General features: G+C 72.3%; 10 protein-coding genes and 1 riboswitch. Of the genes, 3 read left to right on the top strand and 7 right to left on the bottom strand.

Going from position 1 to position 11,599, the window contains the following annotated elements; genetic code table 11:
* The first annotated feature begins 15 nt into the window (after window positions 1–15).
* The gene (locus ABD093_RS15545) at window positions 16–456 is read left to right on the top strand and encodes a globin (RefSeq protein ID WP_343925615.1); all 441 of its coding nucleotides are present in this window, start codon (window positions 16–18) and stop codon (window positions 454–456) included.
* 27 nt (window positions 457–483) lie between these two features.
* On the opposite strand, the gene ABD093_RS15540 is transcribed toward ABD093_RS15545, so the two are convergent.
* Complete coding sequence (locus tag ABD093_RS15540) at window positions 484–1,065, bottom strand: thioesterase family protein (RefSeq protein ID WP_193116200.1); 582 nt, start codon at window positions 1,063–1,065, stop codon at window positions 484–486.
* A 69-nt stretch (window positions 1,066–1,134) separates the two neighbouring features.
* Here ABD093_RS15540 and ABD093_RS15535 point away from each other — a divergent pair, with 69 nt between their 5' ends.
* Window positions 1,135–2,091: an acyl-CoA thioesterase gene (locus tag ABD093_RS15535; protein ID WP_193116201.1), complete on the top strand. Its 957-nt coding sequence runs from the start codon at window positions 1,135–1,137 to the stop codon at window positions 2,089–2,091.
* A gap of 4 nt (window positions 2,092–2,095) precedes the next feature.
* Here the strand turns inward: ABD093_RS15535 and ABD093_RS15530 are convergent, their stop codons facing one another.
* From ABD093_RS15530 to ABD093_RS15515, 4 genes are all read right to left on the bottom strand, one after another.
* The gene (locus ABD093_RS15530) at window positions 2,096–2,770 is read right to left on the bottom strand and encodes a thiamine phosphate synthase (RefSeq protein ID WP_343925613.1); all 675 of its coding nucleotides are present in this window, start codon (window positions 2,768–2,770) and stop codon (window positions 2,096–2,098) included.
* 20 nt (window positions 2,771–2,790) lie between these two features.
* A complete protein-coding gene (gene thiM, locus ABD093_RS15525; protein ID WP_193116203.1) occupies window positions 2,791–3,609 on the bottom strand; it encodes a hydroxyethylthiazole kinase in 819 nt (272 codons plus the stop codon).
* On the bottom strand, window positions 3,606–5,039 hold the full coding sequence (locus ABD093_RS15520; RefSeq protein WP_319021485.1) for an MFS transporter: 1,434 nt from the start codon (window positions 5,037–5,039) through the stop codon (window positions 3,606–3,608). The genes thiM and ABD093_RS15520 overlap by 4 nt, the downstream gene beginning before the upstream one ends.
* Window positions 5,036–6,712, bottom strand: a complete 1,677-nt coding sequence (locus tag ABD093_RS15515) for a bifunctional hydroxymethylpyrimidine kinase/phosphomethylpyrimidine kinase (protein ID WP_343925610.1) — start codon at window positions 6,710–6,712, stop codon at window positions 5,036–5,038. The genes ABD093_RS15520 and ABD093_RS15515 overlap by 4 nt, the downstream gene beginning before the upstream one ends.
* A riboswitch (TPP riboswitch) is annotated at window positions 6,695–6,788 on the bottom strand. (Overlaps the previous gene by 18 nt.)
* 97 nt (window positions 6,789–6,885) lie before the next feature.
* Here ABD093_RS15515 and ABD093_RS15510 point away from each other — a divergent pair.
* Complete coding sequence (locus ABD093_RS15510; RefSeq protein WP_193116205.1) at window positions 6,886–7,272, top strand: cupin domain-containing protein; 387 nt, start codon at window positions 6,886–6,888, stop codon at window positions 7,270–7,272.
* A 5-nt stretch (window positions 7,273–7,277) separates the two neighbouring features.
* Here ABD093_RS15510 and ABD093_RS15505 read toward each other — a convergent pair whose 3' ends face one another.
* Together ABD093_RS15505 and glgP are read right to left on the bottom strand one after the other, a co-directional pair.
* On the bottom strand, window positions 7,278–8,603 hold the full coding sequence (locus ABD093_RS15505; protein WP_319021486.1) for an ABC transporter substrate-binding protein: 1,326 nt from the start codon (window positions 8,601–8,603) through the stop codon (window positions 7,278–7,280).
* A gap of 36 nt (window positions 8,604–8,639) precedes the next feature.
* Window positions 8,640–11,279: an alpha-glucan family phosphorylase gene (glgP, locus tag ABD093_RS15500; RefSeq protein ID WP_343925607.1), complete on the bottom strand. Its 2,640-nt coding sequence runs from the start codon at window positions 11,277–11,279 to the stop codon at window positions 8,640–8,642.
* Between the last annotated feature and the right edge of the window lie 320 nt (window positions 11,280–11,599).

The following is an 11,599-nucleotide window of genomic DNA, read 5'->3' as shown; positions in this document are numbered from 1 at the left end:
CCTCCAGGAGCTCCCATGACCACCCCGCCTGCTCAGATCAGCTTCTACGAGGCCGTCGGCGGCCACCCCACGTTCGAGGCGCTCATCGACCGCTTCTACGAGGGCGTCGCCGAGGATCCGGTGCTGCGCCCGATGTATCCCGAGGAGGACCTCACCGGGGCGAAGGACCGCTTCCGCACCTTCCTCGAGCAGTACTGGGGCGGGCCCAAGACCTATGGCGAGCAGCGCGGCCACCCGCGGCTGCGGATGCGCCATGCCCCGTTCCCGGTCTCGCCGTCGGCCCGCGACGCCTGGCTGCGGCACATGCGCACGGCGATCGACTCCCTCGACCTGCCGCCGCTGCACGCCGACACCCTGTGGGACTACATGGACCGGGCCGCGCAGTCGATGGTGAACACGGTCGACGGCGGCGAGGCCCCGGCTGCCGTGCGGACCATCCCGGACCATCTGACCTGAGGGCGTCCGGCGCCCGGGGCGAGCCCGTCAGTCGCGGAAGGTGAGCCCCTCGCCCTGGAACCGCTCGAGCTGCGCGCGTGTCGCGGCGTCCAGCCGCATCGGGGTGCCGGCCTCGGCATCGATCATCACCACCACGGTGCGGGCACGGGCGTAGGGCGCCGCGCCGTCGGGATCATCGCGCGTGAGCACGAGGTAGTCCACGCTCAGGCTCGCCCCGCCCAGGCGGGAGATCCACAGGCGCACCACGGCCCCGTCGCGGCGGTGACCCATGGATCGCACGTACTCGATGCGCTGCGAGGCGATCACGGTGCTGATCGTCGAACCGACCCCGCCTCCGGGCAGCGCGGCGGCCGGCGCCGGAGCACCGAGCGCGATCTGCTCCTCGGGCGCCGGCCAGAAGGCCCCGATGCGGGCCTCCTCCAGCAGCCGCACCATCGCGGCGTTGTTCACGTGCCCGTAGGCGTCCAGGTCGGTCCAGCGGACGGGGACCGCGATGTCGACGTGCGCCGCGCCCCGGATCTGCTCGACCTGCTCTGCCTGCTCGACCCGGGGAGCCGGTTCTGGATGCCCACGATGGTCACTGCGGTTCGTTGATGTGGTGTCGGCCATGGTCAGCATCGTATTGCCTGTGTCGGTCCGTGCCGTCCCCCGTCGAGATGGACCAGTACGATCAGTCCTATGAGCGCACCCCTCCATGACCCGGCGGCTGTCGCAGCGGGCCTGATCGAGCTGCTGGACCCGCGCGCGATCGAGATCGCCCCGGACTTCGCCACGCCCGCGACCGTGGCCGCCTTCCAGGCGGACTCCTCCCCGCAGCCCGGGGGCCATGTGTTCGGCGGGCAGGTGATGGGCCAAGCCGTGACCGCTGTGGGCCGGACCGTGCCCGAGGGGCGCCGCATCCATTCCATGTACTCGTACTTCCTGGCCCCGGGCGATCCGGCGCACCCGATCCGTTTCCAGGTCGATGCGCTGCGCGACGGGAACTCCTTCTCGGTGCGCCGCGTGCTGGCCACCCAGCCGGGCCGCACCCGGGCCGACGGGACCACCGAGGGCGAGCGCACCATCCTCGCGATGACCGCCTCGTTCCAGGAGCAGCAGGAGGGTCTCGAGCATCAGGAGCGCGCCCCCGAGGCCCCGGATCCCGAGGGGCTTCCGACCACCGCCCAGGTGCTCGAGGGGATCGACCACCCGGTGGCCCGCTACTGGGCCACCCAGCGACCGATCGACATCCGCCACGTCACCGACCCGATCTACCTGCGCCCGGATCCCACCTCGGAGTCCCCGGAGGCCACCGAGACGCAGATGGTGTGGATGCGCATGATCGCCCCGGTCCGGGCGGAGCCGCTGCTCCACGACGCGATCCTCGCCTTCGCGAGCGACTACACGCCCTTCGAGCCGATCCTGCGCCGGCAGGGTTTGAGCTGGATGACGCCCGGTCTGCGCATGGCCACGATCGACCACGCGATCTGGTGGCACCGGCACGTGGATACCAACGAGTGGCTGCTGTACGTGCAGCGCTCCCCCTCAGCCTCCGGCGGGCGCGGCCTGACCCACGGCCAGCTGTTCGACCGCTCCGGCGACCTCGTCGCGACCGTGACCCAGGAGGGCATGATCCGGGTGAAGGACGGCTCCTGAGCCGTCAGGACTGGGCCGCGACCACGTCCCGGGCAATGCCAGCTGGGTCCTCGGCGTCCATGATCGCGCGCACGAGCGCCACCCCGGCGATCCCGATCCCGGCCAGCGCCGGGACGTCCGCGGGGGTGATGCCGCCGATCGCGACGACCGGGAGCCGCGTCGCCGCGACGAGGGCCGCGCAGCCGTCCACGCCGAGCGGCTCGCGACCGGAGTCCTTCGTCGGGGTGGGGCGGAACGGGCCGGCGCCGACGTAGTCGAGCAGGTGGTGGATCTCCTCGGCCCCGCGCACGGTCGCCAGCGTGCCCGTGGTCAGGCCGATGATCGCCTCCGGTCCCAGGAGGGCTCGGGCCTCGGCCACGGGCAGGTCGTCCTGCCCCAGGTGGACGCCGTGCACCTCGGCGCCCCGACGCCGCGCCGCGAAGGCCACGTCGGCGCGGTCGTCCACGACCACCCGGGTCGCGGGCCGCGCCTCGTGGACGGCCGCCGCGAGAGTGCAGGTGAGCTCGAGCAGCTCAGCGGTCGAGGCGGCCCTGGCGCGCACCTGGATCATCCCGGCACCGCCGGCCGCCGCGGCCGCGGCCGCCTCGACCGTGCGTCGGCCCGTACCGGAGGTCACCAGGTAGCAGCGCAGGTCCAGAACCTTCGGAGCTGCCGTCGGGACTCTCTGCGTGGCAGTCATCGTGAGGGGCCGCTCCCGGGTCATCGCCCCACCTCGTCGAGGGCGTCGAGCAGGTGGAGGCGGAAGGAGCCGGGCCGGGAGGACCGCTCCTGCGCCGTCTCCCCCGCCAGCGCCATCCAGGTGCTCGCGGCGAGCGCCGCCGTCAGATCGTCGGTCTCGACCGCCCGGCACGCGGCGGTCAGCGCGGCGAGCAGGCATCCGGTGCCGGTCACCCTGGTCAGCAAGGGCGTCCCGCGCTCCAGACGGAAGCGACCTCGGGTCGACACGATCAGGTCAGCGGCCCCCGAGACCGCGACGGCGCCGCCGGTGCGCGCCGCGATCCGGGCGGCGGCGTCCTCGGCGCTCCCGGGATCCGCACCGGAATCTGCACCGCGACCGCCGTTCCCCTCACCGGCCAGGGCGAGCACCTCGGAAGCGTTTCCCCGCACCACCGCTGGGGACGAGGCGAGCAGGGTGCGCGCCAGCGGGGTGCGCACCGGGGCGATCCCGATCGCCGTCGGGTCCAGCACCCAGGGGCGGCCATCCCGCACCGCAGCCTCGACCGTTGCCGGGATGCCGTCCATCGCGTCGGTGCTGAGGGTCCCGAGGTTCACCACGAGCGCGTCGGCGAGGGTGGTGAGCGTCGGTGCCTCCTGGAGGGTCTCGGTCATCATCGGGCGGGCGCCCGCGGCGAGCAGGCCGTCCGCGACGAGGCCCATGGAGACGGTCGCGGTCAGGCAGTGCACGAGCGGTTCGCGCCGTCGGACCGCGTCGAGGACGTGCGCGATCGGCTCGAGGTCCGCGTCAGGGGCGCTATCAGGGGCACCGACGCGGGCTGGATCGTGCTGCAGGGGACTCATCGGGAGGTCTCCTTCTCGCCGGCGGACGGGTAGGTGGGGTCGACGGTGGTGGTCGGTGCACCGACGACGCGGTCGAGCTCGGCGTCGACCTCTCCCGGCCCGAGCCGTGGCCCGAGTGCGGCGCCGAGGATGAGCAGCGCGCCGCCGAGGGAGATCAGCGCCATCACGGACCCGTCGCGGCCGAGGAGGGCTTCGATCCCCGGCAGGTAGAACGGATACAGCGCCGGGATCACGAGGGAGAGGCTGTAGCCCATGCCGTAGCCGGTGGAGCGGACCTCCGTCGGGAACCGCTCGGAGAGGTAGGCCGCCACGGGCCCGTAGGCGGCGACGGTGATGACCTGCAGCAGGGCGGCGAAGACCGCCGCCCGCCCCACGCTCTGCGAGGTGACCGCGAGCCACCACAGCAGGGGGCCGAGCGTGGCGGCGCAGGCGCCCCAGACCAGGAACACCCGGCGTCGGCCGATGCTGGTCGACAGGTGCCCGGCGATCGCCATCACGATCGCCTGCGCGATCGACGCGATCCCGATGGCCAGGGAGACCCCGGTGGCGGGCAGCCCGGTGTCCGTCGCGAGGCGGCCGGTCAGCAGCAGCACGGTGGTGTTCGTGAGCAGCCACAGCCCCGTCATCAGCACGAAGACCTGCCAGAAGGTCCGTGCCCAGCGGCCGACGAACATGTCGCGCAGCCCGGCTCGTGGTCGCGCGGCGGCTGTCCGGTCCAGCTCCGCCCGGTCGCGCTCCGCCCTGTCCTGCTCCCTGCGGGCCTGCCGGTGGAAGACCGGGGCGTCGGCCACCTGCCGGCTGTAGTAGATCAGCATGCCGAGCGAGGCGACCGCCCCGAGCACGAACAGCAGCCGCCAGCCCCAGGCGGCGTAGGCGTCCGGGCCGAGGATCACCAGCAGCATCGCGACGGCGAAGGCGATGCTCGCCTGCGCCCACGGGGCCATCGAGAGGATCAGCCCGCTCAGGAGCCCGCGGCGGCGCGGCCTCGACCACTCCATGGCCAGCGGGATCGCCGCGGAGTACTCGCCGGCCACGAAGATCCCGCCGAGGAATCTCAGCGCCAGGATCAGGGCGATCGTGCCGACGCCGAGCACCTCGTGGGTGGGCATGGCGGCAATCACCAGCGCGCAGGCGGCGGTGCCGGCGATCGCGACCCGCGTGGTGCGGGTGCGCCCGAGCCGATCGGAGATGCGTCCGAAGACGACTCCGCCGATCGGACGGCCCAGCAGCATCGCGACGACGATCAGGGACCCCGTCGAGGCCGCCGCCGCGGGACCGGCGAGCACGATCATCGCGGGGGCGAGCGCGGTGAGCGGGAGGAACACGTGGATGTTGTCGATCCAGTTGCCGACCACTCCGGCCCGCAGCGCTGCCCGTCCCTGGGGAGGGAGTCGCTCGACGTCGGGTCGGGGCGTGGCGGGGGCGCTCACAGCGCACCGTCCAGAGCGAGGGCGCGGTGCCTCTGGGGAGCCGGCGCCGCCAGGCGCAGTGCCTGGTCGAAGAACTCGAGCTCGTGTCGGCAGGCGACGAGATAGGCGCGAAGGGCTGCGGAGCGTGCCGCCGGCGCGGCGGCGGAGAGCTCCCGTTCGATCAGGTCGAGGGCGCCCTGCGTCGCGGTGACGAAGTCGGGATCGCGGTAGGTGTCGAGCCAGTCCGCATACGGGTGGCCCTCCGGGACAGCCGGCAGCGTGGCCCCGGTCTGGGCGTAGAGCCAGTAGCAGGGCAGCACGGCGGCTGCGGCGACGACGCGGTCCTCGCCCTGGGTCGCGGCCAGCAGGAAGTCGGTGTACGCACTGGTCACAGGCGATATCTCGGGTTCCTCCCGGTCGCCGTTCCAGCTGCGGTGCAGAGCGGACTCGACGGTGAGGCAGTTCGCCGCGCCATGCGCCCAGAACACCTGAGCCTCGGGCTCGCTCGACGCAGCGGACAGCGCCGCGAGCGCCCGGGAGTACCGGCGCAGATACAGCGCGTCCTGAGCCAGGTAGAAGGAGAACTCCCGGTCGGGGAGGCTGCCGTCGACCAGGGCGCGCACGAAGTCCGAGTCCGCGACGGCTCGCGCGAGGGACTCCCCCGCCGACCAGAAGGCGCGCGTCCAGGGTCCGGCCGGTGCGACGGCGGGCTCTAGGGCAGGTCCGACTGCGCCGGCGTCGGTGGGATCCGGGGTGCCCGCGTGAGGACCGACCGCCGCGAGGGCCGGCACGTCCTCCGGGGTCTCGAGCGTCGCCGGGATCCGGCCGGGCTCGAGCCAGGGGGTCGACTCCCCTGCCGCCTCGAGGCTGCGGGCGCGGTGGGAGTGGTCCACGGGACCGTGGCCTGTTCCGACACGCAGCGCCTCCCCGTGGGCGATCGCCTCGTGGAGCCACTGCGTGGCCCAGGTGAGAGCCGCCTGCGGGGTCCCGCCGCCGCCCAGCCGTGTCGCGAGCGCTGAGGCGAGGGAGCATCCGGTGCCATGGGTGCTGGTCGAGGTCAGGCGCGCCGAGTCGACCCGGTGCTCGAGACCATCGGGCTCCACCCACGTGTTCGTGACCTGCGGAGCCTCGAGATGACCTGTCTTCACCACCACGGCGACCCCGGTCCGTGCGGCCCACTGCCGGGCCTGCGCGAGCGCCTCCTGCTCGTCGGCCGCGCGCTCCGTCCCCGCCAGCCGGGCGAGCTCCTCGATGTTCGGGGTGACCACGGTGGCGCGGGCGCAGAAGTCGATCATCGCCTGCTCCGCGTCCGGCTCCAGGAGGCTGTCCCCGCTGGTCGCGACCATCACCGGATCCACCACCAGGATGTGCGGCGGATGCTCGTCGAGCCAGGCGGCGACGGTCGCGATGATCGCGGCGGTGCCGAGCATCCCGGTCTTGACCGCATCGATCTGCACGTCATCGCTCACGGCGCGCAGCTGCTGGTCGAGGAAGGCGACCGGCGGCACGTGGATATCGCGCACTCCGCGGGTGTTCTGCGCGACCAGCGCGGTCACCACGCTCATGCCGTAGCCGCCGGCCGCCGTGATGGATTTGAGGTCCGCAGCGGTGCCGGCTCCTCCGGAGGGGTCGGTGCCGGCGATCGACAGCACGCGGGGAATTCGGGCAGGGTACGACGGAGCCACTGAGGACATCCCTTCGCTAGTACGAACTAGATCAGGTTCCACGGGTGTGATCTCAGCGCCGGACGGCGCACCCCGTGTCCGCGGGCCAGTATAGGCAGGCCCGTGGTCCGGCCGGCGAAGGGTCCGTCAGCGCGGCCACGGTGGCGCCCGACGGTCCTCGGCCCCCGCCGTACGATGACCGCATGAGGATCGTGACCCTTCCGAGGCAGCAGATCACCGCCTTCGCCAGCAGCGGCGTCGCGATGGACTTCCTGCCGCGGATCACGGACGCGGAGCGCGCACATGTCCAGATCGCGCACCTCGCCGCCGGTGGGACGCTCGGCGAGCACCCGGCCGGGATGCGGCAGGTCTTCGCGGTCCTCAGCGGGCACGGGGAGGTCTCGGCCGACGGCGGCTCGCGCCGACCGATCTCCGCGGGGCAGGCGGCCTTCTGGGAGCCGGGAGAGGTGCATCAGACCTGGGCGAGCTCGGACATGGTCGTCGTGATCGTGGAGACCGCGGGACGGCTCGACCCCGATGAGCTCTTCATCGAGGTCCGTGCCACCCGCGAGGGTCCTGCCACGGACTGAGCGGATCAGCCGGTGGCGTCCTCCGCCGCGTCCTGAGCCTTCGGCAGCGCATCGGCGGCGGTCGCTGTGCCGGTGAAGACCTCGGCGATGATCGGGAGCGCTGCCCCTGTGCCCTCCGCCGAACGGTTCCCGGTCTCCGGGAGGGCCACGTCACCGGGCGCCTCCGCCAGGACGGAGACGTCCACGCCGTCGGCCTTCCACTCCTCCTGCCAGACGCTGTGGAGATCGCGGTGGGCGGGGATGCCGAGGCGGTTCTCCGCGAGCGGCCGCTGTCCCTCCACGCTCCCCAGCCAGCTCAGCAGCTCCCCGATCGCCTCCTCGCGCTCCTCATCGTCGTCGGGCGTGATCCCGACCGCCGCGACCGCGTGCACCAGTGGGCGCGGCCCCTCGGCCCCGGCGACCGGTGGGTGGACGGACCAGGGGAACGCCTCCTTGATCCCCTCGGCGAGGACATGGAGGTCGTAGGTTCCCGTCTGCAGGAGGCCGAGCTTGCCCTCGACGAACAGGCTCTGGCACAGGGTCTCGTCGGTGACCGCTTCGGCGCCGTCGGGCGCGAGATGGCCCGCCGTGAGGTCCGCGAGGTACTGCACGGCCTCGATCCCCTCCTGCGAGGCGAAGGTGAAGGCGCCCTTCTCGTCCTGCCAGGCGCCGCCGTGGCCGGCGATGAAGGGTCCCAGCACCGCCGATCGGTCCGGATGCGCGCTGAACCCGAACGCCGCGCGAGCCGCGGGGTCGAACCCCTTGTCGCCGGGATGCAGGCCCTCACCGTCCACCGTGATCTCTCGGGCGAGGTCACGGAGGCTGTCCGTCTCGGCGCCGGGCTCGAAACGCAGCTCCGCGGCGTCCCCTCCCGCGGCCTCGACCAGCTCCTGGTGGGCGACCAGGATGCTCCGGTCCCAGACCTGCGGCACGCCCCACAGGGCGTCGTCGATCCGATAGAGGTCGGTGGCGGACTCCTCCCACTGCGCGGCCGCATCGGCCACGACCTCCCCGACCTCGATCAGCTGACCGCTGGCATGAGCCTCCGCGAGATTCGCCGTGTTCATCCACAGCACATCCGGCAGGGACTCCCCCGCGACATCCAGCGGGAGCTGCTTCCAGTAGTCGTCCCAGCCCATCACCTCGACGTGCACGTCGATGCCGGACTCCTTCGAGAAGGCGGCCATGGACGTCTCGTAGGCGGAGGCCGCGGCGTCGTCCCACACCCGCATCCGCAGGGTGTCGGCATCATCGACGTCCGGGGGAGCCTCCTCGGAGCACCCGGTGAGGGCCCCGATCCCGGCCACCCCCATCGCCGCGGAGGAGAGCAGGAGCTGACGACGAGTCGGCACGGGGTCGGGACCTTCCGTTCGGATGCTGCGGGCTGCTCAGGCGGTCGCGACCAGGCCGAGCTCTGCACGGTGCGCGAGCACCGGATGCTGCGGGGTGACCCGCACGGTGTATCCCACCTCGCCGGGGACGGAGAGCGCAAGACGAGCGGTCCACCGGCCGTTCTCCTCACTCTGCAGCGGGATCAACTGGGCGTCGATGATCTCACCCTCGGCGTCGACCGCGCCCAGGACCGCCTCGACCAGGACGTCCTCAGCGCGAAGACCGGCGAGATCTACCTGGGCCACGAGGGAGATCTCGGCGCCGCTGGTGATCTCGGCGCCGCTGGTGATCTCGGCGCGGCTGGAGCTCTCGGAGCTGCTGGAGGCCGCACGATCGACGGCGCCCTCGAGCGACACCGCGGAGACGCGCACGCCGGACCAGGCCGCCTGCACATCGGCCTTCCACGCCGTGAACGTCGAGGCGAGCGAGAGATCCGAGCGGAACGCGGAGGCGGCGCGGGCGGCGGGGAGGTACAGCTCCGTGACGTAGTCGCGCACCATGCGGGCCGCGGTGATCTGCGGAGCGATCGCCACCAGCGAGGACCGGACCGTGGTCATCCAGGTGTGCTGCAGGCCCCGGGCGTCGCGCTCGTAGAACTGCGGCACGATGCGGCCCTCGAGGATCTCGTAGAGCGCCTCGGCCTCGAGCCGGTCGCGCTCGGACTGGTCCTCGACGCCCGCGGTGGGGATCGTCCAGCCGGCCTCGTCGTCCTTCATCTCGTCCCACCAGCCGTCGGAGACGGAGAACGTGAGGCCGCCGTTGAGCACGGCCTTCATCCCGGAGGTGCCGGAGGCCTCCTCGGGACGGATCGGGTTGTTCAGCCAGACGTCGGATCCGGCGATCAGCACGGAGGCCATCGCGATGTCGTAGTCGGGCAGGAACGCGATCCGGTGGCGCACCCCGTGGTCGTCGGCGAACTGCACCAGCTGCTGGAGGAACTCCTTGCCGGGGCGGTCCGCCGGATGGGACTTGCCGGCGATGACGATCTGGACGGGACGCTCCGGGTCCAGCAGGATGCGCGTGAACCGCTCGGGGTCGCTGAGCATCAGGGTGAGCCGCTTGTAGGTGGACACGCGACGGGCGAAGCCGATGGTCAGCGCCTTGGGATCCAGGATGTGATCGGTCCAGGCGAGCTCGGCCGCGTCCGCGCCGCGGCGCAGCCAGGACTCCCGGACATGGGAACGCGCCATGGTCACCAGGGACTCGCGCAGCGTGTCCCGGGCCTCGGTGAGCTCGTGGTCGCTAAGGGTCGACAGCGCGCTCCAGTCGCTGAGCGAGGAGACGTCGACATCGCCGAGGGCCTTCTTGAACAGGTCGTCCATGACCGACGAGGTCCAGGTGCGGCGGTGCACGCCGTTGGTGACCGACCCGATCGGGACCTCCGGCACGTCGAAGCCGGGGTACAGATCCTGGAACATGGCGCGGGAGACGGCGCCGTGGAGCTTCGCGACGCCGTTGGAGCGCTGGGCGATGCGGAAGCCGAGCTGGGCCATGTTGAAGATGTCCCCGCCCTCCTCGATGCCCAGGGCGAGGGCGGCCTCGACCGGCAGCGCCGGGATCAGCCGGGAGATGCCGGAGTCGTCGGCGCCGAGGTACTGGCGCAGGCGATCCGCCTCGAAGCGGTCGATGCCCGCGGGCACCGGCGTGTGGGTGGTGAACACGGTCCCGGCTCGCACCTCGGCGACGGCCTCGGAGAAGCCCGCGCCGCTCTGCATCAACCGGCCCACGCGCTCGAGACCGGAGAAGCCGGCGTGGCCCTCGTTGAGGTGGAAGACGGTCGGGGCGGGGACGTCGGTCGCGGCGGCGAACGCCTCCACGGCGCGCACGCCGCCGATGCCCAGCACGATCTCCTGGACGATGCGGTGCTCGTGGTCGCCGCCGTAGAGGCGATCGGTGATCTGCCGGGCCTCCTCGTCGTTGACCTCGAGGTTGGTGTCCAGCAGGAGCAGGGGGATCCGGCCCACCTGGGCCTTCCACAGCGCAATCGTGACCTCGCGGCCGTCGGGGAGGACGACCGCGACGGTCAGCTGCTCGCCGTCGGCCCCGTGCACGGGCTCGACGGGGAGCTTCTCGGGGTCGTTGTGCTTGTAGTTCTCCTGCTGCCAGCCCGAGCGGTCCAGCGACTGCGAGAAGTAGCCCCACTGGTAGAGCAGACCGATGGCGACCAGCGGCACGCCGAGGTCCGACGCGGACTTCAGGTGGTCACCGGCCAGGATGCCCAGGCCGCCGGAGTAGATCGGCAGCGTCGGGCTGATCCCGAACTCCATGGAGAAGTAGGCGACCGACGGGGTCCCAGTGGCACCGGTGGCCGTAGCGCCGGAGGCCGAGGCGCCGGGGACCATGCGCTGGAACCAGCGGCCGGACTCCAGGTAGGTGCGCAGGTCGCCGACCTCGGAGCGCATGCGGCCCAGGAAGGACTCGTCACGGGCGGCCTCGGCGAGCCGTCCCGCCGACACGCGCGAGAGCATCGCGATCGGGTTCTCGCCACTCGCGGTGAAGGCGTCGGCATCGAGGGCGCGGAAGAGGTCGGCGGTCTGGCGCCGCCAGGTCCAGCGCAGGTTCAGGGCGAGCTCGCGCAGGGGCTCGAGGGCACCGGGGAGTTCCGAGGACACCGTGATCGTGGAGAGCGGCTTCATGCTCGTAGGGTACCCGGGATCACCGTTCCCCTTGCGCCGATCTTGCGCGCGGACGGCAGGCCGCGCACGCCGCCGAATCCTGGTTCACAGCCTGCGTCGATGCGAGGCTCGCGGCCGTCGGTCGGACGCGCCGAACGCCCCTCTCCTGCAAGAACTTTCTGGACGGATGGCGAGGTGGTTCCCGCCTGCAGGAACGGACAGCATCCGGCCCGTCGGCCCGATGGCTTGACAGCTCGACGGCACAACGGCACGACGACTCAACGCCGAGCGCCCCACGGCCGATCACCAGGTGATCGATCGTGGGGCGCTCGGCAAGGGAT

The sequence above is a fragment of the Brachybacterium tyrofermentans genome, assembly GCF_039526165.1.
Taxonomy (GTDB): domain Bacteria; phylum Actinomycetota; class Actinomycetes; order Actinomycetales; family Dermabacteraceae; genus Brachybacterium; species Brachybacterium tyrofermentans.
Note: the sequence above shows the minus strand (reverse complement) of the source record. Positions and strands in the feature narration are given on the sequence as shown.

Excerpts from the sequence above, each read along its gene's own strand:
- ABD093_RS15545 (WP_343925615.1), top strand. The coding sequence starts at position 16 with ATGACCACCCCGCCTGCTCAGATCAGCTTCTACGAGGCCGTCGGCGGC.
- ABD093_RS15540 (WP_193116200.1), bottom strand. The coding sequence starts at position 1,065 with ATGGCCGACACCACATCAACGAACCGCAGTGACCATCGTGGGCATCCA.
- ABD093_RS15535 (WP_193116201.1), top strand. The coding sequence starts at position 1,135 with ATGAGCGCACCCCTCCATGACCCGGCGGCTGTCGCAGCGGGCCTGATC.
- ABD093_RS15530 (WP_343925613.1), bottom strand. The coding sequence starts at position 2,770 with ATGACTGCCACGCAGAGAGTCCCGACGGCAGCTCCGAAGGTTCTGGAC.
- thiM (WP_193116203.1), bottom strand. The coding sequence starts at position 3,609 with ATGAGTCCCCTGCAGCACGATCCAGCCCGCGTCGGTGCCCCTGATAGC.
- ABD093_RS15515 (WP_343925610.1), bottom strand. The coding sequence starts at position 6,712 with ATGTCCTCAGTGGCTCCGTCGTACCCTGCCCGAATTCCCCGCGTGCTG.
- ABD093_RS15510 (WP_193116205.1), top strand. The coding sequence starts at position 6,886 with ATGAGGATCGTGACCCTTCCGAGGCAGCAGATCACCGCCTTCGCCAGC.
- glgP (WP_343925607.1), bottom strand. The coding sequence starts at position 11,279 with ATGAAGCCGCTCTCCACGATCACGGTGTCCTCGGAACTCCCCGGTGCC.